We start from the raw sequence: 26,296 nt of genomic DNA, 5'->3' as shown, positions 1-26,296 counted from the left end.
GCGAAAGTTACCCCAAGTGATTACCCCCATGAAGTCCGCATTTGCGCGCTGGCGCCTTGGTGCCCAGCCCGCCATCCCGCCCGCCCTGCTGAAAAACCTGGTTCCCATCGTCGTGCTGGCCATCGGCATCACCGCCATGGTGACCATGTATGCCTGGCGCGACCAGGCCAACTACAAGCCGGTGTTTGGCGCGCGCGAAAAAGTGGCCGTGACGGACATGATGGCCACGCTGGACGCCGAACACATCCCCTACCGCCTGCATCCGGACAGCGGCCAGGTGCTGGTGCCCGACGCCATGCTGGGCAAGGTGCGCATGCTGCTCGCCTCGAAGGGCGTGACGGCGCAACTGCCGGCCGGCCTGGAACTGATGGACAAGAATGACCCGCTGGGCGTATCGCAATTCGTGCAGGACGTGCGCTTCCGCCGCGGCCTGGAAGGCGAACTGGCGCAAAGCATCATGACGATGGACGCGATCGCTTCGGCGCGCGTCCATCTGTCGATTGCGAAATCGACATCGTTCGTCGCCAGCGACGGCGACAAATCGTCCGCCTCGATCGTCGTGGCGCTGAAACCGGGCCGCACCCTGGCGCCGGAACAGATCGCCGCCGTCATCAACATGGTGGCCGGCAGCGTCGCCAGCCTGGCGCCCACGCGCGTGAGCCTGGTCGACCAGGGCGGCAACCTGCTGTCCGCGCACGTCGACCTGACGGACGGCTTCGACGCCTCGGCCGCCGGCAATGAAGGCGCGAAACGTTTCCAGGATGAAATCCGCCGCAACGTCACGGGCTTGCTCGGCCCCGTCATCGGCGAAGACAACTTCAAACTCAGCGTGACGGCCGCCGTGAACAACGACCGCGTGGACGAAACGCTGGAAAAATACGGCGAAGCCCCGAAAGTGACGAGCGAAGCGATGCGCGAAGAGCAGGAACGCAACCGCACCGTGGCCGGCATTCCCGGCAGTCTGTCGAACCGTCCGCCGGCGGCCGCCGTGCCGGCACCGGCCGACGCAGCAGGCGCAGCACCCGCCGACGGCGCGCCGAAGCCGTCCGACGACGGCACGGCCCGCAAGAACGCCACCACGCGCCAGTACGCCTACGACCGCAGCATCACGCAGATTAAGCGCAGCCGTGGCCGCCTGGAAAAACTCAGCGTCGCCGTGGTCCTCAACAGCGCCGCCGCACCGAACCCGAAAACGGGCTGGACTCCTGCCGAACTGGGCAATATTGAAAAAATGCTCAACAGCGGCCTGGGCATCAACGCCCAGCGCGGCGACAGCCTGAGCCTGACGGCGCTGGCCTTCCCCGCCAAGCCGCCCGTGGCGCAGTGGTGGGAAGAGCGCGACACCGTCGTCGATTTCAGCAGCTGGCTGCTGTACGCCCTGGGCGCCATCCTCGGCTACTTCCTGATCCTGCGCCCGCTGCTGCGCCTGCTGACCACGCGCCTGGCGCCGCCGGCACTGAAACAGCTCGACCCTGCCCTGGCGCTGGGCGGCAGCGCCGCCGCCGGCGCCAACGGCGCGGCCGTTGCCGGCGCGCCTGCCCTGGGCGTGAATGGCACACCGCTGGCGCTCGAAGGCGAAGCCGCCGGCGGCAGCATGCCAGTCGTGCCGCTGCTGGAAAACTATGACTTGCCGCCACCTGGCTCGGCGGTCGACGTGATGGTCGACCACCTGAAAGTGCTGGCTGAAAAAGAACCCGAGCGTGTCGCCGAAGTCGTCAAACAATGGATGCAGAAAAATGGCCGAACTCAACAACAATAATCCCTCCGACGGCGCCGAATACGAAAGCGCCAGCCTGAACCCCGTGGAACAGGCTGCCATCGTGCTGCTGAGCATAGGCGAAGAGCAGGCGGCCAACGTGCTGCGCTGCCTGTCGCGCGAAGAATTGCTGGAAGTCACGCAAGTGATGTCGCGCATGAGCGGCATCAAGGTCGAGTCCGTGAAAACGGCGATGCAGACCTTCTTCGACGACTACCGCCAGCAAAGCGGCGTGCACGGCGCCTCGCGCAGCTACCTGAAGCGTTCGCTGGACATGGCGCTGGGCAGCGATATCGCAAATAGCGTGCTGAACAACATCTACGGCGATGCGATCCGCCCCAAGATGGCGCGCCTGCAGTGGGCTTCGCCAAAATGGCTGGCCGAATACATCGTCAATGAACACGTGCAGATGCAAGCCGTGTTCCTGGCCTTCCTGCCGCCCGCGCTGGCCGGCCAGATTCTCGACGCCCTACCCGTCGAAGGCCGCGACCTGGTCTTGCTGAACCTGGCGCGCCTGGACGAGATCGACCGCGACCTGCTGGTCGAGCTCGACGAACTGGTGGGCCGCTGCCTGGGCACGCTCGACACGCAAAGCACCAGCGTGGAAGGCATCCGCCAAGCGGCCGAGATTCTCAACCGCATGCCGGGCAACCGCGCCGCGCTGGTCGAACTGCTGCGCGCGCACGACCCGGAAGTGGTGTCGGAAATCGAACTGAGCATGTACGACTTCCTGATCCTGGCCACGCAGAGCGATGTCACGCTCACGCGCATCCTGGAAGACGTGCCGATGGAACAGTGGGCCATCGCCCTCAAGGGCGCGGAACCGTCGATCCGCGACGCCGTGCTGAAAACCATGCCGCGCCGCCAGGCACAGAGCTTCGAAGACATGATGCGCCGTTCCGGCCCCGTGCCTTTGAGCCGTATCGAACAAACGCGCCAGGAAATCATGGCCACCGTCAAGGGCCTCGCCGATGCGGGCGAGATCGAAGTGCAACTGTTTGCCGAAGCGGTGATCGAATGAAACACTTCCGCTCGTATCGTTTCCCGCCCCTGTCGCAATTCATCGCCGCCGGTCAGCGTGCCTCCAACGAGGACACGGACGGCCAGTGGCAGGCGTCCGTCTCGGAAGGCTTCGAGCAGGGCCAGCGCGACGGCTACGAAGTGGGCCTGGTGCAAGGCCAGCAGGACGGCTACGACACCGGACGCAACGACGGCATGGCGCAGGGCCGCGAAGAAGGCCGCAATGAAACCCTGGTGGCGCTGGACCGCCTGGCGCGCCCCGTCGACGCCATCCTGCGCGACCTGAAAAAAGTGCGCGCCGATTACCGCGAAGCGCAGCGCAAGGAAGTGGTCGACCTGGTGGCCAAGGTGGCGCGCCAGGTGATCCGCGCGGAACTGGCGCTGCAGCCGGTGCAATTGCTGGCCCTGGTCGACGAGACCCTGGCCTCGATGCCGCCCACGCGCGAAGAAATCGACGTCTTCCTCAATCCGGAAGAACTCAAACGCATCAGCGAACTCGATCCGAAGCGCGCCAAGCGCTGGAATTTGATCGCCGACGCGCGCCTCGACGCGGGCGAATGCCGCATCAAGGCGGGCGACAATGAAGTCGACGCGGGCTGCCATCAGCGCCTGTCGGCCTGCATGGAGCAAGTCAGCAGCCACCTGGCGCTGGCCGCCGAACACGCAGACCAGGGCGCGCCTGCATGATCGCCGACACGCTGCGCAGTTTCGAGATCGGCGATATCCCGGTCGCGACACCCACCGGCCGCCTGGTCGGCGCTTCCGGCCTGCTGCTGGAAAGCGCCGGCTGCCGCCTGCACACGGGCCAGCGTTGTCAAATTGAAACTGTGAGCGGCGAGTGGCTCGATGCGCAAGTCGTCGGTTTTCGCGAAAAGCTGTCCTACCTGATGCCGTTCAAGAAGGCCACGGGCCTGACCACGGGCGCCAGGGTTCTGCCCTTGCCCGACAAGGCCAGCCTGCAGATCGGCCCGTCGTGGCTGGGCCGCATGGTCAATGGCCTGGGCGAGCCGATCGACGACCTGGGCCGCCTCGGTGGCGAACACATCCTGGAAGTCACGCCGCCAAAAATTAATCCCCTGAAGAAACAACCGGTGGTCGAACCGCTGGACGTGGGCGTGCGGGCCATCAACAGCATGCTGACCCTGGGCAAGGGCCAGCGCGTGGGCCTGATGGCCGGTTCCGGCGTCGGCAAGAGCGTGCTGCTGGGCCTGATCACGCGCCAGACGGTGGCCGATGTCGTCGTCGTCGGCCTGATCGGCGAACGGGGCCGCGAAGTGCGCGAATTCGTCGAAAAGTCGCTCGGCGCCGAAGGCTTGAAAAAAGCCGTGCTGGTGATCGCCCCGGCCGATGAATCGCCGTTGATGCGCATCATGGCCACCGAACTGTGCCACTCTATCGCCGCCCACTACCGCGACCAGGGCAAGCACGTGCTGCTGCTGGTCGACTCGCTGACGCGCTATGCGATGGCCTTGCGCGAGGTGGCGCTGGCTCTGGGCGAGCCGCCGGCCACACGCGGCTATCCGCCGTCCGTGTTTTCGAACTTGCCGCAACTGGTGGAAAGCGCCGGCAATGGCGCCCACCCGGAAGGCAGCATGAGCGCCATCTACACGGTGCTGGCCGAAGGCGACGACCAGCAGGACCCCGTGGTCGACACGGCGCGCGCGATTCTCGACGGCCACATCGTGCTCACGCGCGAACTGGCCGAGCGGGGCCACTACCCCGCCATCGACATCGCCGCCTCGATCAGCCGCTGCATGGCGCAGGTGATCACGCCCACCCACATGCAGGCGGCGCGCGCGCTGAAAGCGTCGATGGCGCGCCATGCGCGCGTGCGCGACCTGATCCCGCTGGGCGCCTACGTGCCCGGCGCGGACCCGATCACCGACCGCGCCGTCCAGCTGCACGCGCCCATCGAAGCCTTCCTGTGCCAGGGCACCAAGGAAGAGGCGCCGATGGGGCCGTGCATCGAACAACTTGAACAGATCATGGCCTAGGAGCATACGTGAGCGACGCGCATACCATCCGCAACCTGACCACCCTGGTCGGCCTGCGCAGCACCGAAGTGGAACGCCTGCAAGGCGAAATGGCGGCGCAGACGGCCGTGCGCGAGCGCTACCAGAAAAACCTGGAACGCCTGACGGGCCTGTACACGGATAGCGGCCCCAGCGGCGCCCTGCCCCTGGCCCTGTCCGTCAACTGCGGCAACTTCAAGCAAGCCGTCATGCAGATGGCCGACCAGCACCGTACCGATCTGCATTTGCACGAAGCCAACATGGCCGTTTCGCAACGCGCGCTCAATACGGCCTGGGCCAAGCGCGAAGTGCTGGACCAGGTCCTCACGCAGAAACAAAAGTATGTTGCAAATGAGCAACAACGCGTCGATGCCAAGCGGCAAGACGAGCTGGCGACGCAATTCTGGTTCCGCGGGCAGGTAAAATGAGGTTTGTGTAAGTTTCTTTCAGGAAAACTTCACAAAACGGGAATGGGGGTCGCCTTGTACCGGTATATCCCTTTATTCAGGAGTCTGGCATGGCAAGCGTAATTACTGCACCGCAATACGATCCGATCCCAACGGCCGAAAAACTGGCTACCAAGGCTATCGCCGCGCAAAAGGCCGCCCTGCAGGCACAGAACACGCTGGCCAGCAACACCAGCACGGCGCTGGGCAACCTGAAGTCGGCCATCTCCGCCTTCCAGAGCGCCATGTCGTCCATGACCAGCAGCAAATCGGTGCTGAGCCAGTCCGCCACCTTCCCCGCCGCCGGCTACGGCACGGCCACGGCCGGCATCAATGCGACGCCGGGCACCTATTCCTTTTTTGTTGAAAAACTGGCCACGGCCAGCCAGATGTCGTATGGCGGCTTGAGCAACGTCAATACCGCCGATGGCACGGGTACGCTGAAAGTGAAAATCGGCGATGGCGTGGGCGACAACACGCTCAACATCGACCTGGCCGCCGCCGACAAGGATGGCAACGGCACACTGACACCGCAGGAAATCGCTGCCGCCATCAACGGCAACAGCAAGAACAATTCGCGCGTCACCGCCTCCATCGTGACCATCAATAACCAGGCGCAACTGGTACTGACGTCGAATGCGACGGGCATTGCCAACGCCGCCACGCTCGACGCCAGCGCTGTCGACAATATCGCGCTGAAAGGCGCGCTGATCGCTCCAGCCAACATCAAGGAAGTCGTCAAGGCTGACGACGCCATCGTCTGGCTGGGCGGCAAACCCGGCGGCACGGCCATCACGCAGGCATCGAATACATTCACCAACGTGCAGGATGTGAAAATCACGTTCACCCGCGCCATGAGTGCCGCCGAAGCGCCCGTCACGCTGACCGTCGCCACCGACAACTCCGGCACCGCCGCCAACGTGCAGGCGTTCGTCGATGCCTACAACAAGCTGAAAACCCTGATGGATGGCCTGGCCAGCCCCGGCAATCCGGAAAAGAACATCGCCGCGGGCATCTTCGCCCATGATTCCGGTCTGAATGCCTTGCGCAGCAGCATGGGCGACGCCCTGCGCCTGAACATCAATGGCGTCTCGCTCGTGTCCTACGGCATTACGGCCCAGCGCGACGGCACCATCAGCCTCAACGCCGCCAAGCTGACGGCCAAGCTGGCCGACAACCCGACGGGCCTGGACAAGCTTTTTGGCAACAACAGCCTGTCCGCCCCGGCCGGCGTGCTCGGCAGCCTGGACAAGGTACTGGGCCAGTGGAGCAATGTCACCAAGGGCCAGATCACCCAGCGCCAGGCCGCCACGGACAAGCTGCAGAAAAGCCTGGTCAAGAGCGGCGAGCGCCTCACGGCCCAATATGACACGGCATACAAACGCTTCCTCGATCAATTTACGCGTCTGCAAGTATTGCAGGAGCAAATGAGCAAGACGTCCGATATGTTCGATGCCATGTTTAGCAACAATAAATCCTAAGGCGGATGCGCCTGCCGCGCCGCCACAGTTAACATAGCGAGAATACAATCATGTTAAACAATGAAGCTTACGGCAACTACCACGCCGTCAACCTGGATGCCCAGACCGCCCGCGCAACACCGGTCGAGCTGGTACTGGTGCTGACGGACGGCCTGCTGGAAGAACTGGCGCGCGCGCGCGGGCATATCGTGGGCAAGCGCTACGAACAAAAGGCCATCAGCCTGGATAAATGCACGCAGATCATCAACGGTCTGTCGAGTTCGCTCGATTTCGACAATGGCGGCGAAGTGGTGGTCAACCTGGCGCGCCTGTACGACTATTGCGTGGCCCGCCTGTACACGGCCGGCATCAAGCTCGACCCGACCCTGATCGACGAAGTGACGACCTTGATGACCACCATCAAGCGCGGCTGGGTGGGCGTCCAGGCCAACAATGCCTAGGCGCGCCGCGCTGCAGCAGCTGAGCCGGCAATTGAGCGCGGCCATCGCGCAGCCGGACTGGGAGGCGATGGAAAAACTCTCGGCCAGCCTGGCGAAAAACATCCCGCTGCTGGCTGAACGGGGCGCATGGAATGCGCTGGAACAAACAGAATTGTTGCAATTGCGCAAAATTCACGCGCAAGCGGTTAAAATTTGCTCTGAGGAAAAAGAACGCCTGGGGTTACACCTGGGTGCATTACAGGCAAATAAGGAAGGTTGGGTCGCCTACGCCGCGCTCGGCGAATACGACTCGGACGGGAATCAAGCATGATCATGAACTTCAACACGGCGCCGGCCGCTCCGGCACCGGCGGCCTCCGCTGCATCCGCACCGGCGCCAGCGCCGGCACAGACCGCTGCCTTGCCCGGCACGCCGGGCTATGGCAGCAGCAGCGGGACGGCGCCCTCCGCCCTGCCCCTGTTTGCGCAGGTGCTCGATGTGACCGCCGTGGAAACGGCCGACGCCGGCACGCCCGCGCCTGCACCCGCCAAGGACGGCGACAGCGACACCCAGGCCGACAGCAGCCTGCCGGCCATGGCCGCCCCCGTCATCGGCTTGCCGGTGACGATGCTGCCGCCAACGGACGCGGCCGCAGCCGAGGCGCGCGCCGCAGCCCAGGCACAAACACCGGTGCAGGCGAATGCGGCGCAAGCCAACCCTGCACTCAACATCAGCCTGCATCCCGCGGCCGTCACCCTCACCGCGTCCGCGCCGGCAATGGCGCCAGCGCCAGGGCGCGACACGCGCGAACCGCTGGCCGCCGCCAACCCGGCGACCGCCGCCAAGGGCAGCGCGCCGGCACAGCCGTTCGAAGCGCTGCTGCAGCAAAGCACTCCCGTGACGGCCGCCGCCGCCCCTGCCGCGCGCGAGGGCGAACGCGGCGCCGCGACGCCGGCCCCCGCCACGCCCAACCTGGGTTTGACGGGCGCGGTCGGCAATACGGCCCCGGCGGCTCCGTCCGGCGATACCATCAAGCTCAACGGCCCTGCCCAGCAATGGCAGGAACCGCTGCGCGAAGCGCTGGGCGAACGCCTGCAGACGCAGATCGGCCGCAACAGCGAACACGCGACGATCCGCCTCGACCCGCCCATGCTGGGCCGCATTGAAATTTCCATCCGCCACACGGCTGGCGCGCTGCAGGTGAACGTCACGGCGTCGAACTCGGAAGTGTTGCGCCAGCTGCAAGGCATCGGCGAAAACATGCGCAGCGACCTGGCGCAGCGCCAGTACACCGAGGTGGCCGTGAATATCAGCGCCACCCCGCGCAGCCCCGCCGCCCAGGCGTTTGCCGAAGGCGATGCGCGCGGCCAGCGTCAACCGGGCCGCCAGAACGACGACGCGGAACCGGGGCGCGCCCTGTCCGACGGCAGCCCTGCCGGTACCACTTACGCCATGCATGAGCGAGAGACTGCCTGATGAATATGAAAATGAAACTGATAGGCGGCTTTGTCGCCGTGGCCGTGCTGGCCGCCGGCGCCGCTGGCGGCGCCATGTGGTACCTGGCCAAGCCGGTTGCCGGCCATGCCGAGGTGGCCGAAGCCAAGACCCCGCCGCCGGCCACAGGCAAGAAGGCGCGCAAGTTCCTCACGCTGGACAAGGTCATCGTGATGCTGCGGCGCGGCCCCGGCGAAGGTGAAACGCATTACCTGTCGGCCGACCTGGTGATCGCCACCACCGAGGAAAAGGAAAAGCTGACCAAGGACCACTTGCCGCTGATGCGTTCGATCGCCGTCAGCACCCTGTCGAGTTTCCCGATGGACAAGGCACAGACGATGACGGTGGAGCAATTTGCCGAACAGATCAACAAGGCCTTCAATGTCAGCTATGAACGCGAACAGATGGAAAAACCGTTCACCGAAGTCATGGTCGGCAAGCTGATCATTGAATAAGCCAACACGCCAGCCGACCTAGTGGGAGATCCCTTGGCCTATGTAGAGCAATACCAGGAAGCGTATGGCGCCGGCGAATATGCCGCCGCCAGCGCTTGCGCGGCAGTGCTCAGTGTTGCCGAAGAACAACAACATCTGGTGGCGTACTCCCCTTTGGTGAAACGCATCGTGCGCCAGCTCAATTCGCAGGTGTCGGGCGCCATCGACCGCGACGACATGGAACAGATCGGCCTGATGGGCTTGCTCGAAGCCTTGCGCCGCTACGGCGTGCCGGACCAGTCGTTCGGCAGCTATGCCAGCCTGCGCATCCGCGGCGCCATCCTCGATGAATTGCGGCGCCAGGACTGGCGTCCGCGCGCCGTGCGCCAGGAAAGCCACCGCCTGCGCGACAGCGTGCGCGCCCTGACCCGGCGCCTGGGGCGCGAGCCGCTGGAAGCGGAAATCATGGCGGCCCTGAAGCTGACGCCGGAAGCCTTCCAGGAGTACCAGCTGGCGGAAAACGCCGAGCTGATCGCCAGTTTTGATGAAGTGCTGCAGGAAAGCCTGGGACAAGCCGACAGCGCACCGAGCCCGGAAGAGCAATTGATGGTGCGGCGCAGCCTGGAACAGGCGCTGCGCACGCTGGACGAACGGGAACAGCGCGTGATCCAGATGTATTACGAATTCGAACTGAGCTATAAAGAAATTGCCGCCGTGCTAGACCTGAGCGACGCCCGCGTCTGCCAGTTGAACAAGACGGCGCTGGGCAAGATGAAAACCATGCTGCAAGACGCATAAGTTTCAGCACTATCCATCAAATTGACGCAGCACAATGACGCAGAAAGGCAGTTGACATGGTAATTATCGGTATCTTAATCGTGATGGGGTGTGTATTCGGAGGCTTCGCCCTGATGGGCGGCACCGTCCACGCGATCTGGCAACCGGTCGAGTTGATCATCATCATCGGCGCCGCCGTCGGCGCCCTGGTGCTGGGCAACCCCAAGCATGTACTCGGTGAAATGCTGCACCAGATGCGCAAGATCGTCACGCACAAGAAGCAAGGCTCGGAATTCCAGCGCCAGTTGCTGCTGCTGATGTATGAACTGCTGCAAACGGCCGCCGGCGGCCTGAAGGCGCTCGATGCCCACGTCGAGGCGCCGCGCGAAAGCGCCCTGTTCCAGCGCTATCCGCTGGTGCTGGAAGAGCCGAAGCTGCTCGCCTTCATCGTCGACAACTTCCGTTTGATGGCGATGGGCAAGATCAACGCGCATGAGCTCGAAGGCGTGCTGGAGCAGGAACTGGAAGCCATCCACGACGAATTGCTGCAACCGTCGAAATCCTTGCACAAGATCGCCGAAGCCATGCCCGGCTTCGGTATTCTGGCCGCCGTTCTGGGCATCGTGATGGCCATGAATTCCGTGGCCGACGGCGCCGATGCGGCGGAAATCTCGGAAAAAGTGGGCGCCGCCATGGTCGGTACCTTCATCGGCATCTTCTTCTGCTACGGCGTGCTCGATCCGATGTGTAACATGATGAAACAGCTGGTGGGCGAGGAAGGCTCGACCATGGAATGCGTGAAGGTCGTGCTGGTCACGCACGTGGCGGGCAAACCGCCCCTGCTGGCCATCGATGCGGGCCGCCGCCTGGTGCAGCTGAACATCAAGCCTAGCTTCGCCCAGCTGGAAAGCTGGATCAATGCGCTGGAAGATGGCGGCGCCGAACAAGAGCAAGGCCAAGGCCGGGGAGGCCGCCGTGCTAAAGCCGCATGAGAAACATGAACAGGCCATCATCAAGCGTGCCGGCCGCAAGCACGACGACGATGGCCATGGCGGCGCCTGGAAAGTAGCGTTCGCCGACTTTTGCCTGGCCCTGCTGTCGCTGTTCCTCGTGCTGTGGCTGATGGCCGCGCGCGAGCAGCAGGCGATGAAGGAAATCATGATGGATGCGTCGGCAGGCAGCCGCCAGGGCGAAGGCCAGGGCGTCATGCCGGAACAGAAAGGCGGCCCGCGCGGCAGCCTGATCGAGCGCTTCCCCATGCCCCGCAAAGGCACGGGCGACACGCGCACGGAAGGCAAGCAGATGCAGGACGGCAAGGCCGGCACCGCGCCGCCCAACCAGACCAAGGTCAGCTACCAATCGCCGGAAGACTTGCTGAGCCTGTCGCGCGCGCTCGATAAGCTCAGCGATGAAGCGGGATTGAAGAGCAATTTGCAATCCGTGATCACGCCGTACGGCTTGCGCGTCATGCTGCACGACACGGACAAGCAAGGCATGTTCGTGCGCGGCAGCGCCGTGCCGACCGACCGTTTCCGCAAGCTGCTGCGCCAGATGGGCCCCGTGTTTGCGCAAATGGATAACCAGATGCTGATCGTCGGCCACACCGATTCGATGCAATACGCCAATACCGGCTATGAAGGCTTTTCGAACTGGACCCTGTCGGCCAACCGCGCCATGTCGGCGCGCGCGCAATTGTTGATCGGCAGCATGAGTCCGGACAGCGTGCTGCAAGTGGTCGGCATGGCCGACCGCGCGCCGCTGGACGTAAAAAACGCCAGCGCCGGCATCAACCGCCGCATCGAACTGTTAATATTGACGCGTGGCCAGGCTGACAGCATCGCCGCCATGTTCGGCATGGCCGGACAAAAGCCGCAGGGCGAAGAATTGCAAGTGGGCGAACCGGACTCGGGCACCTTGCAGCGCCTGCGCGAGAAACTGGGCTTGCCCGCAAAGAAGGAGCGGGATGAGCATGCAAATTAAGGGCAAGGGACAACGTATGAAAATCTCCTCCGGCAATACCGGTGCTGCCGTACGCAGCAGCGCCGTCGCGCCGGCCGAGGCGATCGCCGAGAACGCGGGCGCCGCCGGCGCCATGGGCGGCTCGTCGGCCGGGGCGGAACTGCAATCGGCCGTGCTGCAACCGGCCATGGCCGCCCTGCGCGCCATGCCCGAAATCGACCATGAGCGCGTGGCCATGCTGCGCGATGCGCTGGCCAAGGGCGAATTGCCGTTCGATCCGTCGAAACTGGCAGGCTTGATCCAGCGTTTCCACGGCGGCGAATCGTGACCGCGCCGCGCAAGGGCATCACGCGCCAGGAAGCCATGCGCCGCGTGCTGCAAGGCATGAAAGACGACAGCATCGGCTATGCCGCCCTGCAAACCGTGCTGGAAGAGCAATTCCAGGCGACCTTGCACCATCAGAGCGCGCAATTGACGGCACTGGCCGACCAGGTCATCGCCGCCGTCGAGCCCCTCGATGCGCGCCGCCGCCAGCGGGTCAGCCTCGTCACTGCCCTGCTGGGCCCGCAAGGCGATATGCCGCAATTGTTTGCGTTATTGCAAGATGACGCGCGCACCACCGCCGAGCGCGACTGGGCTGCGCTCGAGCAGATGGTGCTCGAATGCAAGCGCCTGAATGCCCGCAACAGCGATTTATTAACAGAGCAGTACAGCATCATGCAGCGCGTGCTGCATGGCGAGGAAGATACGTATGCGCCAGGCTGATTTTTCACAGATGGGCGCCATGGCCGCCACGCCGTCGACGATGGCGACGAATGCCGTGCAAAGCAATATGCACGCAACCCCTGCCACGGCAGGCGCCGGCAGCTTCAGCAGCGTATTCCGGCAAGTACAGGGCGAAGTGGCCCGCTTCATCGAACAGGGCGGCGGCAACGCCACCAGCCTGAACCCGCAAGGCCGTGCCTACCTGGAGCAGAGCCAGCCCGTCAATGTGCTGGGCAGCATCAACCAGGGCGGCGAGATCGGCGAAACGCAGCAGCAATTCCTCGCCTCGATCAAGCCATGGACGCAGGAAACGGGCGCGCGCCTGGGCGTGGCGCCGGAAATCGTCGCCGCCCACGCGGCGCTGGAATCGGGCTGGGGCCAGCGTCCGCTGCGCCAGGGCACGGGCGCGGACACAAATAATCTGTTCGGCATCAAGGCCGGCGGCAAATGGCAAGGCGACGTGGCCAGCAATGTCACCACCGAATACGAGGCGGGCAGCGGCACGGCCCTGAAGAAAACGGAACGTTTCCGCAGTTATCCGGACCAGGCCAGCGCCTTCCGCGACTATGCGCAAGTATTGCTCGACAATCCCCGCTACCGCGCCGCCCTGAACACGGGTAGCGACGCGGGCGCTTTTGCGCAAGGCCTGGCGCGCGGCGGCTATGCCACCGACCCCAACTACGCCGCCAAACTGACCCAGCTGGCGACGCGTCTGCAGCGCACGGCCGCCGCCGAGTAGTTTCCTTAACGGCCGGGAAGTTCGGCCGGTTCCACCACGCCCGCATTGACCACCCTGGCACGTATCACTGTGCCGCTGGCGGCGTTGCGCACGCGAATCACCTCGCCCAGCGCGCCCGGATCCAGCGCTTCGCCGGCCATGCTCACTTCCACCTGCTCCTTGCGGGCCACGATATTCACCGCACTGCCCCGCTTGATCAACACGGGCGACGCCAGTTGCCCTTGCCGCAACACTTCGCCGGCACGCAAGCTGCGCCGGCTCGACAGGCCAACGGCGCCGGGCAAGGAGGAAATACTGTCCGGCACCATCGTCACGTCGCGCCGCGCCAGGGTCACGTCGCCCGCCTGCAACGGCGTATTCGCCGTCACTGGGGCGCTCGTCACCGCGACCTGGGCCGTAATGCTGCCGCGCGCCAGCATTTCATAGCGCCAACCGTTGCTTCCAGGACACACTGCCACGAAGCGCATGCGCTGCGCCGAACGGCTGTCCGCCGTTTCCAGCGCGACGGGCGCCGCGCACGCCGGCACGGGGCGCGTGCTTTTGACCACGGCCACTTGAAACTGCGGTTCCAGCAGTCCCGCCGAGGCTGCTTGCTGCACCAATTGCTCGCGCGCCAATTGTTCCACACGCGAAAATATATTGTCGGCTGGCAATTCTGCGCATCCTGCACTACTATATAGGCTGGTCAGTAAAAAGAGGCCCGGAAGCAGTATGTGACGACATTGCGCCTTGTTCCACATCACGGAATAGTTCTCAAAGTAAATCATTGCTAACCTTAATCAAAGATACTGAAGCGGCATGACCTTACCATGCGTCAACATGACCAGGCTGGGATTTTACCTCTGCACCACCTATTTTCTGGCCCGAACCGCAAAAAGCACGATCGAATTCAACACAAAGGATGACCATGGGGATTAATTTCAAGGATGCGCTGGGCGTGCACGCCGATGCACTCGCGCTGCGTGCCGACCGTACACGCGTACTGGCCGCCAACATCGCCAATGAAAACACGCCCGGCTTCCAGGCCATGGACATGGATTTCGGCAGCGCCCTGCAGCAGTTGCAGGACAACGAGGCGGGCCTGCTGTCGACCGATGACGATGCCAGCGCCCTGTACCGCGTCCCCTACCACCCTAGCCGCGACGGCAACACCGTCGAAATCGGCGTCGAGCAGGCGGCGTTCTCGCAGAATGCCACCGACTTCCAGACCAGCCTCACTTTCGTCAACATGAAACTGAAGGGTCTGTCCAAGGCCATTTCCGGACAATAAGGATCAGCATGAGCTTCCAGGACATTTCCAAGATCGCCGGTTCGGCGATGGCGGCGCAAACCGTGCGCCTCAATACCATCGCCAGCAACCTGGCCAATGCCGATTCCGTTGCCGGTTCCGAAGGCGAAACCTACCGCGCGCGCAAGCCCGTGTTTGCGGCCGTGATGGACGGCCCGGGCGCCAGCGGCGCCGGTGGAAGAGTACAGGTACTCGACGTGGTGCAAAGCGATGAGCCGCTGCGCAAGGTCTATGAACCGGGCCACCCGATGGCCAATGCCGATGGCATGGTGTTCTATCCCAACGTCAATCAGGTTGCCGAGATGACCGACATGATGTCGGCGTCGCGCGCGTTTGAAACAAATGTCGAAGTTCTGGGCCGCATCAAGTCGATGCAGCAATCGCTCCTCAAATTAGGTGAAGCATAATCCATGGAAACCAACCTCTTTACAAATAACACCAGCGGCAGCAATAGCAACAGCAATGCCGTCAAGTCGCAAAGCAATGCCACCCAGGATATGTTCACCAAGTTGCTGGTCGCGCAGATCAAGAACCAGGATCCCCTCGCGCCGACCGATCCGAGCCAGTTCGTCAATCAATTGACGCAGCAGGCGCAGACGGAAGCGATGCAAAACCTGTCGGCGCTGACCAGCGCCAATGCCAGCGTGCTGCAATCGATGCAAGTGCTGGCCCTGGGCGCGCAAGTGGGTTCGGAAGTCATGGTCAACACTGAAACGGTCCAGCTCGACAAGAGCAAGGTCAGCGGCACCATCGCGCTGGCCGCCAGCACCACCAAGACCACCGTGACCCTGAAAGGGCTGGACGACAAGGAATACAAGATCGAACTGGGCGCCAAGGCGCCCGGCACGGTGCCGTTCACCATCGATCCCGTGGCCTTGGGCTTGCCTGCCGGCACCTACAGCATGACGGTCAGTACCAGCGGCGCTGAAAAACCAACGGTCGACATTGCAGGCAAGCTCAACAGCGTGCGCCTGTCGTCCAGCGGCAGCATGATTTTGAGCGTGTCGAACCTGGGCGAAGTCAACCCTGGCGCGATCACCGGCTTTAACGGCAAGACGGCCTGATCCGCTCGCCCCTTCGTTTCCTGCACACTAATCTCGTCCTTCACTAAAGGAAGTCAACATGAGTTTCGACATCGCCCTGTCCGGTATCCAGTCCATCAACCAACAGTTGAACAGCACCAGTAACAATATCGCCAATGCCGGCACCTACGGTTTCAAGAGCAGCCGCGCCAACTTTTCGGCCATGTACGCCGGTTCGCGCGCCACGGGCACGGAAGTGGGCTCGATCACGCAAAGCATGTCGCTCAATGGCGGCGTGCTGAACACGGGCCGCGCGCTCGACGCGGCCATCGATGGCCGCGGCTACTTCGTCACGCGCGATGCGCAAAACACCATGACCTACAGCCGCGTCGGCATCTTTTCGGCCAGCAATGAAGGCAAGCTGATCGATTCGAACGGCCGCCTGGTGCAGGGTTATGCCGCCGTCAAGGGCAGCACCACCCTGGGCACCATGGGCGACATGAACATTCCGACGGGCCAGATTCCCGCCGTGGCGTCGACCAAGCTGGCGTATGCCGCCAACATGTCGTCCGAATGGACCATCAAGACCCCGGCTTTCGACAAGACCAATGAATTGAGCTACAACAGCGCCAAGTCCTCGATCGTCTACGATTCGCTGGGCGCCAAGCACTCGGTGGGCCAGTACTTCGTCAAGACGGCAACGGGCGTGGACGTGCACTACACCCTCGACAACGCCGATCTGGGGACGGTGACGAGCATGACCTTCAATACCTCCGGCAAGCTGAACCTGGCCGCACCGGTCAACCTGGCGCTGGGCACGCCGACAGGCGCCGCGCCGCTGTCGATCGCCATCGACTACACGGGCACCACCCAGTTCGCCGGCGAAGCGACCACCTCGACCGACCGCGCCGACGGCTATGCCTCGGGCACCTACACGGGCGTGGAACTGGCCGATGACGGCTCCGTCGTGGCGAAATACACGAACGGCCAGAAGCAAAGCATCGGCGTGATCGCCCTGGCCACCTTCCCCGACGAAGGCGCATTGACGGCCGTCAACGATACCAGCTGGGTCGCCTCGACCACTTCCGGCACCGCCATGTATGACCGTCCGGGCGTCGGCATGGCCGGCAAACTGACGACGAGCTCGCTGGAACAGTCGAACGTCGACATCACCTCCGAACTGGTGGGCCTGATGACGTCGCAGCGTAACTACCAGGCGAACTCGAAGGTCATCTCGACCGAGAACGCCATGCTGCAATCGCTGATGCAAGCGCTGTAATCCACGATACGCAAAGGTAAAGAGCAATGGATGCGCTGATTTATACCGCCATGAGCGGGGCCGACCGTGCCCTGCGGGCACAGCAGGTACACGCCAACAACCTGGCCAACATCGAGACGGGCGGCTTTCGCGCCAACCTGGAAGTGTCCACTGCCCAGCCGTTGCAAAACGGCTATGGCTACGACGACCGCCACATGACGCAGACGCAGTCGAGCGCCGTCGGCACGCGCACGGGCGCCATCAAGGAAACGGGACGCGAACTCGACGTGGCCGTCACGGGCCCCGGCTTTCTTGCGGTGCAGTGGCAAAACGGCGAAGCCTACACGCGCGCCGGCGCCATGGATCTCGATGAAACGGGTGCGCTGACCATCAATGGCCGGCCCGTGCTGGGCGAAGGCGGCCCGATCACGATTCCCGAGCACACCAGCCTGTCGATCGGCAGCGATGGCACGATTTCCATCCAGGTGCCGGGCACCGCGCAAATGCAGACGGTCGACAAGCTCAAGCTTGTCAACGCCGAAGCGGGCGAGCTGACCAAGAACGAGGCGGGCCTGATCGTGGCGCGCAGCGGCGAAGACTTGCAGGCCGATCCGGCGGTACGCATCCGCGACCGCCACCTGGAAGGCAGCAACGTCTCGGCCGTCGAGGAAATGGTCGCCACCATGAGCCTGAACCGCAGTTTCGAGATGCAGATGAAAGTATTCAAGGCCAGCGATTCCATGACGGAATCGGGCAACCGCCTGCTGGGCGCTTGAGCCCCACGCCAATCAATTACTAGGAGCAACACATGAATCCAGCAATGTGGATCAGCAAGACCGGCGTGCAGGCACAAGATGCCAAACTGCAAGCCATCGCGAATAACCTGGCCAACGTCAACACCGTCGGTTTCAAGCGCGACCGCGTCGTCTTCGAAGACCTGTTTTACCAGGTCGAGCAGCAGCCGGGCACGCAGCGCGCCGACAACACCCTCTCGCCTTCGGGCGTACAGCTGGGTAACGGCACGCACATGGTCGGCACGCAAAAGGTGTTTACCACCGGCAGCCTGCAAACGACGAGCCGCGAATTCGACGTCGCCATCACCGGCAACGGCTTCCTGCAGGTGCTGCGCCCGAACGGCGAAGCGGCCTATACGCGCGCCGGCCAGCTGGGCATCAATGAAAACGGCGTGATGGTCAACGCCCAGGGCCTGCCCCTGGTGCCGCAGATCACCGTGCCGAACAACGCCACGGCCATCACCATCGGCGAAAACGGCATGGTCACGGCCACCGTCCCGGGCAATGTCAACGGCACCCAGCTGGGCCAGCTGAACCTTTCCAGCTTCGTCAACCCGACGGGCCTGCTGGCACTCGGTGAAAACCTGTTCCAGGAAACGGCATCGAGCGGCACGCCGACGGAAGGCCGTCCCGGCGAAGGCGCCCTGGGCAAGCTGAAGCAGTTCGCGCTGGAAGGCTCGAACGTGCAGGTGGTCGAAGAGATGGTCGACATGATCGCTGCCCAGCGCACCTATGAAATGAACACCAAGGTGCTGTCGGCCGCCGACAATATGCTGCAATACCTGGCGCAAGCGGCACGCTGATGACAGTCGCCATGAAAGCCACGGCAGCCATGCTGCTGGTATTGATGGCCGGTTGCGCCAGCCAGCCGGCCGCGCCGGTGGCACCGAGCTTTTCCGATACGCCGCTGCCCGTGGCGCCGCGCAGCGCTGCGCGCGGCGGCGTGGCCGGCGGCGTGTTCAATCCCGATGCAAGCCTGGATCTGATCTCGGACAGCCGCGCCTTCCGCGTCGGCGACGTCGTCACGGTGGCGCTGCAGGAAACCACGCAGGCCAGCAAGAAGGCGGGCACCTCGTTCAACAAGGGCTCGTCCGTCGGCGTGAAGGCGGCCAATATCCTCGGCAAGACCCTCCCCAAGACGGGCGTCGACCTGTCGGCCGACCGCAACTTCGCCGGCGACTCGACCAGCACGCAGCAAAATGCGCTGTCCGGCGCCATCACCGTGATCGTGCAGGAAGTCCTGCCGAACGGCTTGCTGCGCGTACAGGGCGAAAAAACCCTGACCCTGAACCAGGGCGAGGAATTCGTGCGCCTGCGCGGCTACCTGCGCGCGGCCGACATCGATTCCAGCAACCAGGTCTCGTCCTTGCGCATTGCCAATGCACAGATCGCCTATTCCGGCCAGGGCACCCTGGCCGAAGCCAATACACCAGGCTGGCTGACGCGCTTCTTCGTCGGCCCATGGATGCCGTTTTAAGGTGACCTCATGAAATTTCGTTCCGCCCTGCCCCTGGCAGCCATGCTGGCCGCGCTCTCCGGCTTTGCCCTGCCCGCCAGCGCCGCGCAAGTGCTGCGCAACCTGGTCAGTATCGAGGGCGTGCGCGACAACCCGCTGGTCGGCTACGGCCTCGTCGTGGGCCTGAACGGCAGCGGCGACACCACCCAGGTGAAGTTTTCCAGTCAGTCCGTGGTCAACATGCTCAAGCAGTTCGGCGTGAAGATGCCGGACGGCGCCGAAGCGAAAAGCAAGAACGTCGCCACCGTCATGGTCAGCGCCGTGTTTCCACCAGGATACCGCCGTGGCCAGGCCATCGACGTCACCGTCTCGTCCCTGGGCGATGCGAAAAGCTTGCGCGGCGGCACCCTGCTGCTGACGCAATTGCGCGCAGCCGACAATGAAACGTATGCGCTGGCGCAAGGCAACGTCGTCGTCGGCGGCCTGAACGCCACCGGCAAGAGCGGCTCGTCCGTCACCGTCAACACGCCCACCTCGGGCCGCATTCCCAACGGCGCCAACATCGAGCGCGAGATCCTCAGCGATTTCTCGACCAAGCCGACCGTCACCCTGAACTTGCGCCACCCGCATTTCGAGACGGCCATCAATATCGTCGAAGCCGTCAACCGCCGCTTTGGCGCCGTCGCCACCACGCGCGACGCCACCAGCGTGGAAGTGCTGGCGCCGGAAAACCCGACCCAGCGCGTGGCCTTCATGGCCAAGCTGGAAGCCTTGAGCGTCGACGTCGGCGTCGATACGCCGAAAGTGGTCTTCAATTCGCGCACGGGCACCGTCGTCATCGCCGAAGGCTTGCGCGTGAAGGCGGCCGCCGTCACGCACGGCTCGCTCAAGGTCGTCATTTCCGAAAGCTCGGCCGTCAGCCAGCCTGCGCCATTCGGCCGCGGCCAGACCACCGTCACGCCGCAATCGAAGGTGTCCGTCGACCAGGGCAACGGCAATATGTTCAAATGGCCGGCCGGCGCCAAGCTGCAATCGATCATCGACGTGGTCAACAGCCTGGGTGCTTCGCCCGATGACATCATGGCAATTTTACAAGCCCTCGACCAGGCTGGCGCCATCGAAGGCGAACTGGTGGTCATATGATGAATATCAACGACAGCAGCAGCGCCCTGCCCTCGGCGCTCGACGACCGCTCCCCTGCGGCCGCCACGCCGGCCGACCCGCGCTATGCGGCTAAGGCCACCGAGGCGGCCGTCAAGTTCGAAGCATTCTTCATCTCGCACATGCTGCGCCAGATGCGTTCGGGCACGCGCGAGATGGCGGGCGAAGACAGCGTCTTCAAGGACCCCATCAACAGCGACATGCTGGAAATGGCCGACAACCTGGTGGCCGACAAGATGGCTGGCCAGCGCGCCTTCGGCATCGCCGACGCCATCCTGCGCCAGCTGCTGCCGGCGGCCGGCGCCCCCGTGGCCGCCAAAAGCACTGTCAATACCGACAATATTGCGGCACCGCTTAATAAATCCGTCTGAAGCGTCGCCTGTACAAGGTAACAACGATTCAATGCTTGCCCACCCGCACGCGCCACACTCTTCACGAAAGAAACTTGCCCAATGAGCATCATCAGCAATGCATTGTCAGGCAGCATCGCCGCCCAGGCCGCACTCAATGCGGCCAGCCAGAACATCGCCAACCTGCAAACGGCGGGCTACACGCGCCAGGGTGTGTTGCTGTCATCGCTGGGCGCCACCGCCGGCGTACGCTCGGCCGGCAATGGCGTGGAAGTGTCCGCCTTGCTGCGCTTTGCCGATGCATATAAAAGCCAGCAAATGTGGCGCGCCGCGTCCGACCAGGGCGCCCGTTCGCAGACCCAGCCTTACCTGACCCAGCTCGAGCGCGTGATGGGCGACGATGCTTCCAGCATCAGCAACGGCATCGACGGCTTTTTCGCCGCCCTCAACGCCTCGGCCGTCGACCCGACCTCGACGCCGCTGCGCCAGCAGATCATCACCTCCGCCGACTCCATGGCGCAGCGCTTCAACAGCATCAGCACCGTGATGGGCAACCAGTTGCTGTCGTTGCAACAGCAACGGGCAGCGATCGTGCCGCAAGCCAATACCACCCTGGCCAATATCGCCGCGCTGAACCAGCGCATCAGCACGGCCACGGCCTCGGGCACGAACGTGTCCTCGCTGATGGATGCGCGCGACCAGCTGATCGACGGCCTGGCCTCGCAAATGGGCATCGACGTCCTCGACCAGCCGGACGGCTCGCGCAATATCGCGCTGAAATCGGGCCAGCCGCTGGTCATCGGCAGCCTGGCCGGCACCTTGACCAGCAGCATGACGAACACGGGCGACCAGGTCCTGAGCCTCGATTTCGCCAAGTCGTCGTACAACCTCGATCTGGTCGCCATCGGCGGCCAGATGGGTGGCCTGGGCGAATTCGAAAAAAATACCCTGAAACCGCTGCAGCAATCGCTGCAAGACATGGCTACCCAGCTGACCAGCAAGGTCAACGCGCAACTGGCCCTGGGCAAGACCATGGCTGGCACATCCGGCGGTCCCCTGCTGGCCTACGCGAATGGCAAGCTGAGCATTACCCCCGGCTTCAACGCCAAGGACCTGGCCCTGTCGTTGACAGGCGCGGCCGGCGACAGCGGCAATTTGCAGGAATTGATCAATATCAAGAATCAACCGATCAGCGTCAGCTGGGTGGGTTCCGTCCTGATGAGCGATGCGGACACGCAGCTCGTCGGCAAGCTGGCCATCTACAGCCAGCAGAACCAGGCCCTGCTGAAGACTTCCAACACGGTGCGCGCGCAAGCCATCGACGACTGGAAGTCGACCAGCGGCGTGAACAAGGACGAGGAAGCGATGAACCTCGTCGAATTCCAGAATATGTACCAGGCAAACATGAAAGTCATTTCCGTGGCGAATACCTTGTTTGATGCCACTTTGCAAATGATGGGTTAAGGAGAAGATCATGCGTGTCGCCAGCAGCCAGTACCAATCACTGATTAATATTTCTCTTCAGCAAAATCAAGAGCGCATCAATTACCTGACCCAGCAGATGGCTTCGGGCTTGCGCATCCAGCTGCCATCGGACGATCCGATCGGCAACGTGCGCATTTCGCGCCTGACGCGCGAGCAAGCCATGGTCACGCAATACCAGGACAATATCGCCACGGTGAAAGTGCGCCTGCTGAAAAACGAAAACTATCTGACCAGCATGGTCACCGACATGGGCCAGGCGCGCGACCTGCTGGTGTGGGCCGCCGACGGCGGCAATGCGCCGGATGACCTGAATGCGATGACGCAATCGCTGATCGCCATGCGCGACAGCGTGCTGTACACGGCCAATCTGAAGGACCAGGAAGGCCGCTACATGTTTTCCGGCACGGATACCGACAAGCCGGCCATCGCGTTCAATCCCGCTGCGGCCCCCGGTTCGCGCTACACGTACAACGGCAACACCGCCACGCAGACCGTGGTGGTGGGCAATGGCGTGACGCAGGCGGCCAACGTCGACGTGGACAAGCTGGAAGTGTGGCTGAACAAGATCGACCAGGCCATCGATACGCTGGGCAAGCCTGGCGTCAGCCCGAACGACCCGGCCGTGCGCAGCGTAGTGGGCGCGGCGCTCGATGGCACCGATGACGGCATGGATTTACTCTCTGGCAAGATCGCCATCTTTGGCGGCGCGCAAAACATCCTGACCACGCTCTCCGGCAACCTGGCCAACGTCTCGCTGTCGAACGACATGGCCTTGTCCGACTTGAAGAAGACCGACATGGGCGCGGCCGCCATCGAGCTGAACGGCTACCAGACGGCCCTGCAGGCAACATACAAGGCGTACGCCAAGGTTGGCACCCTTTCCCTGTTTGATCTTCTCTGACCATCATGCAAATCGTTCAGACTTCCTCCTCGTCCGGCGTCAATGCCAAAGGCGCCGGCACAGCCCGCGTCGTCGATGACGCGTCCGCCGCGGTCAAAAGCGGCGCCAGCGCGCGCAGCGAGGCGCCGGCGGCGAGGAGTTCGACGGCGAGCCTGCAGCGTGGCCTGAGCAACTGGGATCACCAGCTGCAGGGAGAAATTTCTAACGCGCAACAAACCCTCGACTACCTGGACCGCAGCAGCAGCCAGTTGCAAGCGCTGAAGAGCGAACTGGCGGCCAAGCTGGCCGCGCGCCAGGGCCGCGAAGGACAAGTCGAGGCCAGGGTACGCCAGTTCAGCAATACCTGGCGCCAGCGCGCCAGCGCCTCGGGCGGCACGCTCGACGCACAGCTCAGCTATACGAGCCCGCAGGCGGCGCAACAGAACTTCAGCATCCGCGGCCTGACCATGGCCAGCCTGCAGGAAGGCCCGCAGGAAGTGCTGGCCTTTTCCGTCGGCGGCGCGAACCAGGCCTTGCGCTCGGTCAACATCGAACCTGGCTTGAGCCAGAGCGAAATCGTTTCCCGCTTCGACCGCGCACTGATGCCGTCCGGCATCGGCGTCAAGCTGGGCGAGAACGGCGAACTGGTGTTCAGCACCTCGGAAGCGGCCTGGGCCAACGTGCGCGACAGCCTGTCCGTGCGCGGCAGCGGCATCCGCTACCCGACCGGCCAGATGAGCCGCGTGCGCACGGATGCAGAACCTGCCGCCATCGCCCCGGAAGAATGGAATACCGGCGACACGGAAGCCCTGCGCGCCACCTTGCAGCAAGTGGTGCAGGCGCTGGCCCAGTTGCAGGCGGCGCGCAGCTCCGTCAGCCTGGCCCTGGCGCAAGCGACGGGACGGGTGGCCCGCGCGCAACCGGTGCAAGTGCATGTCAGCATGGATACCTTGGCGGAAAACTTCATGGAAAAAGCCCGCCAGCCCGGCTATGAATCGCTGCTGGCGATCAGCTCCGCGCTGGTCGGCATCAGCCGCGAACGCGTCGTCGCGCTGCTGGGCCTGGATTAGAAGCGCCGGCCCGCGGCCAGCATTGCACTCAGCTGCTCCACAGGCACCGCGCCTGAAAATACATAACCCTGCGCATAATCGCAACCGGCGGCCCGCAGCAACTCACGCTGCGCGGCCGTTTCTACCCCTTCCGCCACCACTTTCAGGCCCAGCCCCTGCGCCAGGCTGATGATGGCCGCGCAGACGGCCGGCGCCGCGCCTCCCGCCCCCAGTTCCCGTACCAGCGAAGGGTCGAGCTTGAGTACCTCGAGATCGCCCCGCTTCAGGCAAGCCAGCGAAGTGTTGCCGGCGCCAAAGTCGTCGAGCGCCAGCGCCAGGCCCATGGCGCGGAACTGGCGCAGACGGTCGGCCACCGGGCGCGTCTCGTCGAGCAGCACCGCTTCTGTTGCCTCGATGACGATGGCGCCCGGCGCCAGGCCCGCCCGCGCCAGCGCGTTGCCCCAGTCCTGGTAGAGCGCGGCATCGCAGCGAAATTCCACGGCCGACTTGTTGATACAGATCTGAAACACGGCGCCATGCGCCGCTTGCCACTGCCGCGCCTGGCTTACGACCTGGCGGAAGACCCACTCGCCGATATCGATGATCAGGCCGTTGGCCTCGGCGAAGGCGATGAAATCGGCGGGCAGCAGCAAGCCGCGCAGCGGATGGCGCCAGCGCAGCAGCGCCTCTGCCCGCTCGATGCTGCCATCGCACAGGCGGATGATGGGCTGGTAATGCACTTCGAACTGGTCCTGCGCCAGCGCCAGGCGCATCTCGCGCACCGTCGCGCGGCGCAGGTCGGCCGCCTGCTGCAAGGCCGGCGTGAAGTAGCTGTAGCCGTTGCGCCCTGCGCTCTTGGCCGCATACATGGCCTGGTCGGCATGCCGCAGCAAGCTGTCCGTGGACTCCGCGTCGGCCGGATACAGCGCCACGCCCACGCTGGCCGACACGTGCGCCGTGTCGCCGTCGAGCACGAAAGGCAGGGCCAGCGCCGTCGTCAGCTCCTGCAGCACGCGCTCGATGCCGCCCAGCTGCCGCACGCCGGCCAGGATGACGGCGAACTCGTCGCCGCCCAGGCGCGCGACCGTATCGCTGGCGCGCACCCGCTCGCAGATGCGCAGCGCCGCCTGGCGCAGCAGCATGTCGCCCTTCTCCTGGCCCAGGCGGTCATTCACCAGCTTGAAATAGTCGAGGTCGATGAACAGCAAGGCCAGGCAACCGCCTTCGCGGCTGGCGTGGCGCACCTCGTGCTGCAAGCGGTCGAGCAACAGGTGGCGGTTCGGCAAGCCCGTCAAGGGGTCGAAATTGGCTTGCCGCCAGAGGCGCTCGGACGCCGTGCGCTGCACCGTGATATCGCTGACCAGCGCCAGCGCCCCCAGGTAGGCGCCGCCGGAGTCGAAGATGGGATTGGTGGCCAGGGTGGCCCACAAGGTGCTGCCGTCACGCCGCAGGAACTTGAATTCGTGGCGCTCGACGATGCCATCCTGGCGCCGCGCAATGTTACGCTCCAGGATGGCGCGCCCCTCGTCATCCATGAAGGCGGCCAGCGGCTGGCCCAGCATATCCTCGATCTGGCAACCGAGCATCTGCGCCATCTTCGGATTGACAAAGCTGGTCAGCGCCTGCGCATCGATTTCCCAGATGCCCTCCTCGGCGCTGTGCACGATGCGCCGGAAACGCTCTTCGCTGCGTTCCAGCGCGGCCAGCTTGCCTTCGGCCTGCTCCAGCACCAGGCACAGCGCCTGGCCGTTCGGATCGGCGCTGCCCAGCAGGCTGACGGGCAAGCCGGCCTCGCGCGCGCCGGGACGCCGCCGCACCTGCAGCTGGATGCGCTCGGGCTCGCTGCTATTGAGCACGCGCTGCACGAATTGCTCGAAATCGTGGCGGAACGCCTCGTGCACATACGAACGGAACAGCACGTGGCCAAGGCGCTCGCGCACCAGGCCGAACAATTCGGCCGCCACCAGGTTGACTTGCACGATCACGCCATCGAGACCGAGCACGAAATAGGCGACGGGCGCCAGCAGGTATAAATCGTTGAAATAGGCTTGCTCGCGCTCGGCCTTCACCCGTTCCGGGCTGAAGACGCCATCGTCAAGCAAGGGAGTGGCCGGCCACGGCACGGGGTCCTGGCCATGCAGGGAGGAATCAGGAGCTGAAACCGCATGCGGTGTATTGTCCATGGCTATCCTTTGCACCACCGCCCAGGCGATCAGGCGGATGCTGTCCCGAGACTAGCATGCGCAAGGCT

The 26,296-nt window shown here is 64.0% G+C and carries 30 protein-coding genes; 28 read left to right on the top strand and 2 right to left on the bottom strand.

Annotated elements, in window-relative coordinates:
* Positions 1 to 28 precede the first annotated feature (28 nt).
* From fliF to VPH40_RS00235, 16 genes are all read left to right on the top strand, one after another.
* The gene (gene fliF / locus VPH40_RS00310; protein ID WP_077403175.1) at positions 29 to 1,759 is read left to right on the top strand and encodes a flagellar basal-body MS-ring/collar protein FliF; all 1,731 of its coding nucleotides are present in this window, start codon (positions 29 to 31) and stop codon (positions 1,757 to 1,759) included.
* Positions 1,737 to 2,777 (top strand): flagellar motor switch protein FliG, encoded by a 1,041-nt coding sequence (locus VPH40_RS00305; RefSeq protein ID WP_077403172.1) that lies wholly within the window; start codon positions 1,737 to 1,739, stop codon positions 2,775 to 2,777. The genes fliF and VPH40_RS00305 overlap by 23 nt, the downstream gene beginning before the upstream one ends.
* Positions 2,774 to 3,463: a flagellar assembly protein FliH gene (gene fliH / locus VPH40_RS00300; protein ID WP_034787861.1), complete on the top strand. Its 690-nt coding sequence runs from the start codon at positions 2,774 to 2,776 to the stop codon at positions 3,461 to 3,463. Before VPH40_RS00305 ends, fliH begins: the two co-directional genes overlap by 4 nt.
* Complete coding sequence (gene fliI, locus VPH40_RS00295) at positions 3,460 to 4,770, top strand: flagellar protein export ATPase FliI (RefSeq protein WP_077403166.1); 1,311 nt, start codon at positions 3,460 to 3,462, stop codon at positions 4,768 to 4,770. Before fliH ends, fliI begins: the two co-directional genes overlap by 4 nt.
* Before the next feature lie 8 nt (positions 4,771 to 4,778).
* The gene (locus tag VPH40_RS00290) at positions 4,779 to 5,216 is read left to right on the top strand and encodes a flagellar export protein FliJ (RefSeq protein ID WP_077403163.1); all 438 of its coding nucleotides are present in this window, start codon (positions 4,779 to 4,781) and stop codon (positions 5,214 to 5,216) included.
* An 89-nt stretch (positions 5,217 to 5,305) separates the two neighbouring features.
* Positions 5,306 to 6,715, top strand: a complete 1,410-nt coding sequence (gene fliD / locus VPH40_RS00285; protein WP_099664384.1) for a flagellar filament capping protein FliD — start codon at positions 5,306 to 5,308, stop codon at positions 6,713 to 6,715.
* 50 nt (positions 6,716 to 6,765) lie between these two features.
* Positions 6,766 to 7,155 (top strand): flagellar export chaperone FliS, encoded by a 390-nt coding sequence (gene fliS / locus VPH40_RS00280; RefSeq protein WP_070219791.1) that lies wholly within the window; start codon positions 6,766 to 6,768, stop codon positions 7,153 to 7,155.
* Positions 7,148 to 7,465: a hypothetical protein gene (locus VPH40_RS00275; protein ID WP_099664385.1), complete on the top strand. Its 318-nt coding sequence runs from the start codon at positions 7,148 to 7,150 to the stop codon at positions 7,463 to 7,465. Before fliS ends, VPH40_RS00275 begins: the two co-directional genes overlap by 8 nt.
* Entirely contained in the window at positions 7,462 to 8,610 is a 1,149-nt protein-coding gene (locus VPH40_RS00270) for a flagellar hook-length control protein FliK (protein WP_328572299.1), read from the top strand. The genes VPH40_RS00275 and VPH40_RS00270 overlap by 4 nt, the downstream gene beginning before the upstream one ends.
* A 5-nt stretch (positions 8,611 to 8,615) precedes the next feature.
* On the top strand, positions 8,616 to 9,083 hold the full coding sequence (locus VPH40_RS00265; protein ID WP_251349230.1) for a flagellar basal body-associated FliL family protein: 468 nt from the start codon (positions 8,616 to 8,618) through the stop codon (positions 9,081 to 9,083).
* A gap of 33 nt (positions 9,084 to 9,116) precedes the next feature.
* The gene (locus VPH40_RS00260; protein WP_077403148.1) at positions 9,117 to 9,860 is read left to right on the top strand and encodes a FliA/WhiG family RNA polymerase sigma factor; all 744 of its coding nucleotides are present in this window, start codon (positions 9,117 to 9,119) and stop codon (positions 9,858 to 9,860) included.
* A gap of 56 nt (positions 9,861 to 9,916) precedes the next feature.
* Positions 9,917 to 10,831 carry a flagellar motor stator protein MotA gene (gene motA / locus VPH40_RS00255; protein WP_034757817.1) on the top strand — a complete coding sequence of 305 codons (915 nt, stop codon included), beginning with the start codon at positions 9,917 to 9,919 and terminating at the stop codon, positions 10,829 to 10,831.
* Positions 10,758 to 11,819: a flagellar motor protein MotB gene (locus tag VPH40_RS00250; protein WP_289898372.1), complete on the top strand. Its 1,062-nt coding sequence runs from the start codon at positions 10,758 to 10,760 to the stop codon at positions 11,817 to 11,819. The genes motA and VPH40_RS00250 overlap by 74 nt, the downstream gene beginning before the upstream one ends.
* 16 nt (positions 11,820 to 11,835) lie before the next feature.
* Complete coding sequence (gene flgM / locus VPH40_RS00245; RefSeq protein ID WP_034757812.1) at positions 11,836 to 12,126, top strand: flagellar biosynthesis anti-sigma factor FlgM; 291 nt, start codon at positions 11,836 to 11,838, stop codon at positions 12,124 to 12,126.
* Positions 12,123 to 12,563, top strand: coding sequence for a flagellar export chaperone FlgN (gene flgN, locus VPH40_RS00240; RefSeq protein ID WP_099664388.1), 441 nt, complete (start codon positions 12,123 to 12,125; stop codon positions 12,561 to 12,563). The genes flgM and flgN overlap by 4 nt, the downstream gene beginning before the upstream one ends.
* A complete protein-coding gene (locus tag VPH40_RS00235) occupies positions 12,550 to 13,302 on the top strand; it encodes a glycoside hydrolase family 73 protein (RefSeq protein WP_180278555.1) in 753 nt (250 codons plus the stop codon). The genes flgN and VPH40_RS00235 overlap by 14 nt, the downstream gene beginning before the upstream one ends.
* Positions 13,303 to 13,307: 5 nt before the next feature.
* Here VPH40_RS00235 and flgA read toward each other — a convergent pair whose 3' ends face one another.
* Positions 13,308 to 13,955 carry a flagellar basal body P-ring formation chaperone FlgA gene (gene flgA, locus VPH40_RS00230; protein WP_328572298.1) on the bottom strand — a complete coding sequence of 216 codons (648 nt, stop codon included), beginning with the start codon at positions 13,953 to 13,955 and terminating at the stop codon, positions 13,308 to 13,310.
* A 254-nt stretch (positions 13,956 to 14,209) separates the two neighbouring features.
* On the opposite strand from flgA, the gene flgB reads away from it, so the two are divergent.
* From flgB to VPH40_RS00170, 12 genes are all read left to right on the top strand, one after another.
* The gene (gene flgB / locus VPH40_RS00225; protein WP_034758109.1) at positions 14,210 to 14,572 is read left to right on the top strand and encodes a flagellar basal body rod protein FlgB; all 363 of its coding nucleotides are present in this window, start codon (positions 14,210 to 14,212) and stop codon (positions 14,570 to 14,572) included.
* A gap of 8 nt (positions 14,573 to 14,580) precedes the next feature.
* Positions 14,581 to 14,997 (top strand): flagellar basal body rod protein FlgC, encoded by a 417-nt coding sequence (gene flgC, locus VPH40_RS00220; protein WP_034757795.1) that lies wholly within the window; start codon positions 14,581 to 14,583, stop codon positions 14,995 to 14,997.
* Between the two features lie 3 nt (positions 14,998 to 15,000).
* On the top strand, positions 15,001 to 15,654 hold the full coding sequence (locus VPH40_RS00215; protein ID WP_099664390.1) for a flagellar hook capping FlgD N-terminal domain-containing protein: 654 nt from the start codon (positions 15,001 to 15,003) through the stop codon (positions 15,652 to 15,654).
* Positions 15,655 to 15,712: 58 nt separating this feature from the next.
* Positions 15,713 to 16,891 carry a flagellar hook protein FlgE gene (locus tag VPH40_RS00210; RefSeq protein WP_328572297.1) on the top strand — a complete coding sequence of 393 codons (1,179 nt, stop codon included), beginning with the start codon at positions 15,713 to 15,715 and terminating at the stop codon, positions 16,889 to 16,891.
* Between the two features lie 26 nt (positions 16,892 to 16,917).
* On the top strand, positions 16,918 to 17,646 hold the full coding sequence (locus VPH40_RS00205; RefSeq protein WP_099664392.1) for a flagellar basal body rod protein FlgF: 729 nt from the start codon (positions 16,918 to 16,920) through the stop codon (positions 17,644 to 17,646).
* Between the two features lie 32 nt (positions 17,647 to 17,678).
* Positions 17,679 to 18,467 (top strand): flagellar basal-body rod protein FlgG, encoded by a 789-nt coding sequence (gene flgG / locus VPH40_RS00200; RefSeq protein WP_171985002.1) that lies wholly within the window; start codon positions 17,679 to 17,681, stop codon positions 18,465 to 18,467.
* Positions 18,468 to 18,478: 11 nt separating this feature from the next.
* Complete coding sequence (gene flgH, locus VPH40_RS00195; protein WP_180278556.1) at positions 18,479 to 19,141, top strand: flagellar basal body L-ring protein FlgH; 663 nt, start codon at positions 18,479 to 18,481, stop codon at positions 19,139 to 19,141.
* 9 nt (positions 19,142 to 19,150) lie between these two features.
* Complete coding sequence (locus VPH40_RS00190) at positions 19,151 to 20,263, top strand: flagellar basal body P-ring protein FlgI (RefSeq protein ID WP_070219890.1); 1,113 nt, start codon at positions 19,151 to 19,153, stop codon at positions 20,261 to 20,263.
* Positions 20,260 to 20,652, top strand: coding sequence for a flagellar biosynthesis protein FlgJ (locus VPH40_RS00185; RefSeq protein WP_369812162.1), 393 nt, complete (start codon positions 20,260 to 20,262; stop codon positions 20,650 to 20,652). The genes VPH40_RS00190 and VPH40_RS00185 overlap by 4 nt, the downstream gene beginning before the upstream one ends.
* 81 nt (positions 20,653 to 20,733) lie before the next feature.
* Positions 20,734 to 22,095, top strand: coding sequence for a flagellar hook-associated protein FlgK (gene flgK, locus VPH40_RS00180; protein ID WP_099664394.1), 1,362 nt, complete (start codon positions 20,734 to 20,736; stop codon positions 22,093 to 22,095).
* A gap of 10 nt (positions 22,096 to 22,105) precedes the next feature.
* On the top strand, positions 22,106 to 23,017 hold the full coding sequence (gene flgL, locus VPH40_RS00175) for a flagellar hook-associated protein FlgL (protein ID WP_099664395.1): 912 nt from the start codon (positions 22,106 to 22,108) through the stop codon (positions 23,015 to 23,017).
* A 5-nt stretch (positions 23,018 to 23,022) separates the two neighbouring features.
* Complete coding sequence (locus VPH40_RS00170; RefSeq protein WP_251349175.1) at positions 23,023 to 24,066, top strand: hypothetical protein; 1,044 nt, start codon at positions 23,023 to 23,025, stop codon at positions 24,064 to 24,066.
* Here the strand turns inward: VPH40_RS00170 and VPH40_RS00165 are convergent.
* Positions 24,063 to 26,228 carry a putative bifunctional diguanylate cyclase/phosphodiesterase gene (locus tag VPH40_RS00165; RefSeq protein WP_328572296.1) on the bottom strand — a complete coding sequence of 722 codons (2,166 nt, stop codon included), beginning with the start codon at positions 26,226 to 26,228 and terminating at the stop codon, positions 24,063 to 24,065. The two genes, VPH40_RS00170 and VPH40_RS00165, sit on opposite strands and share 4 nt — an antisense overlap.
* Between the last annotated feature and the right edge of the window lie 68 nt (positions 26,229 to 26,296).

Origin of the sequence: Janthinobacterium sp. P210005, from assembly GCF_036231865.1 — a bacterium.
Taxonomy (GTDB): Bacteria; Pseudomonadota; Gammaproteobacteria; order Burkholderiales; family Burkholderiaceae_D; genus Janthinobacterium; species Janthinobacterium kumbetense.
The sequence above is the reverse complement of the archived record's forward strand: the minus strand, read 5'-3'. Positions and strand labels throughout refer to the sequence as shown.

What these genes read in the sequence shown, in the direction of transcription:
- fliI (WP_077403166.1), top strand. Translation starts at nt 3,460, where the DNA reads ATGATCGCCGACACGCTGCGCAGTTTCGAGATCGGCGATATCCCGGTC.
- VPH40_RS00170 (WP_251349175.1), top strand. Translation starts at nt 23,023, where the DNA reads ATGCAAATCGTTCAGACTTCCTCCTCGTCCGGCGTCAATGCCAAAGGC.
- flgL (WP_099664395.1), top strand. Translation starts at nt 22,106, where the DNA reads ATGCGTGTCGCCAGCAGCCAGTACCAATCACTGATTAATATTTCTCTT.
- VPH40_RS00210 (WP_328572297.1), top strand. Translation starts at nt 15,713, where the DNA reads ATGAGTTTCGACATCGCCCTGTCCGGTATCCAGTCCATCAACCAACAG.
- VPH40_RS00275 (WP_099664385.1), top strand. Translation starts at nt 7,148, where the DNA reads ATGCCTAGGCGCGCCGCGCTGCAGCAGCTGAGCCGGCAATTGAGCGCG.
- VPH40_RS00205 (WP_099664392.1), top strand. Translation starts at nt 16,918, where the DNA reads ATGGATGCGCTGATTTATACCGCCATGAGCGGGGCCGACCGTGCCCTG.
- VPH40_RS00185 (WP_369812162.1), top strand. Translation starts at nt 20,260, where the DNA reads ATGATGAATATCAACGACAGCAGCAGCGCCCTGCCCTCGGCGCTCGAC.
- VPH40_RS00250 (WP_289898372.1), top strand. Translation starts at nt 10,758, where the DNA reads ATGCGCTGGAAGATGGCGGCGCCGAACAAGAGCAAGGCCAAGGCCGGG.
- flgM (WP_034757812.1), top strand. Translation starts at nt 11,836, where the DNA reads ATGAAAATCTCCTCCGGCAATACCGGTGCTGCCGTACGCAGCAGCGCC.
- flgC (WP_034757795.1), top strand. Translation starts at nt 14,581, where the DNA reads ATGAGCTTCCAGGACATTTCCAAGATCGCCGGTTCGGCGATGGCGGCG.
- VPH40_RS00165 (WP_328572296.1), bottom strand. Translation starts at nt 26,228, where the DNA reads ATGGACAATACACCGCATGCGGTTTCAGCTCCTGATTCCTCCCTGCAT.
- VPH40_RS00270 (WP_328572299.1), top strand. Translation starts at nt 7,462, where the DNA reads ATGATCATGAACTTCAACACGGCGCCGGCCGCTCCGGCACCGGCGGCC.
- VPH40_RS00305 (WP_077403172.1), top strand. Translation starts at nt 1,737, where the DNA reads ATGGCCGAACTCAACAACAATAATCCCTCCGACGGCGCCGAATACGAA.
- VPH40_RS00215 (WP_099664390.1), top strand. Translation starts at nt 15,001, where the DNA reads ATGGAAACCAACCTCTTTACAAATAACACCAGCGGCAGCAATAGCAAC.
- fliH (WP_034787861.1), top strand. Translation starts at nt 2,774, where the DNA reads ATGAAACACTTCCGCTCGTATCGTTTCCCGCCCCTGTCGCAATTCATC.
- fliS (WP_070219791.1), top strand. Translation starts at nt 6,766, where the DNA reads ATGTTAAACAATGAAGCTTACGGCAACTACCACGCCGTCAACCTGGAT.
- VPH40_RS00235 (WP_180278555.1), top strand. Translation starts at nt 12,550, where the DNA reads ATGCGCCAGGCTGATTTTTCACAGATGGGCGCCATGGCCGCCACGCCG.
- flgB (WP_034758109.1), top strand. Translation starts at nt 14,210, where the DNA reads ATGGGGATTAATTTCAAGGATGCGCTGGGCGTGCACGCCGATGCACTC.
- fliD (WP_099664384.1), top strand. Translation starts at nt 5,306, where the DNA reads ATGGCAAGCGTAATTACTGCACCGCAATACGATCCGATCCCAACGGCC.
- fliF (WP_077403175.1), top strand. Translation starts at nt 29, where the DNA reads ATGAAGTCCGCATTTGCGCGCTGGCGCCTTGGTGCCCAGCCCGCCATC.
- VPH40_RS00190 (WP_070219890.1), top strand. Translation starts at nt 19,151, where the DNA reads ATGAAATTTCGTTCCGCCCTGCCCCTGGCAGCCATGCTGGCCGCGCTC.
- flgK (WP_099664394.1), top strand. Translation starts at nt 20,734, where the DNA reads ATGAGCATCATCAGCAATGCATTGTCAGGCAGCATCGCCGCCCAGGCC.
- motA (WP_034757817.1), top strand. Translation starts at nt 9,917, where the DNA reads ATGGTAATTATCGGTATCTTAATCGTGATGGGGTGTGTATTCGGAGGC.
- flgH (WP_180278556.1), top strand. Translation starts at nt 18,479, where the DNA reads ATGAAAGCCACGGCAGCCATGCTGCTGGTATTGATGGCCGGTTGCGCC.
- flgG (WP_171985002.1), top strand. Translation starts at nt 17,679, where the DNA reads ATGAATCCAGCAATGTGGATCAGCAAGACCGGCGTGCAGGCACAAGAT.
- VPH40_RS00265 (WP_251349230.1), top strand. Translation starts at nt 8,616, where the DNA reads ATGAAAATGAAACTGATAGGCGGCTTTGTCGCCGTGGCCGTGCTGGCC.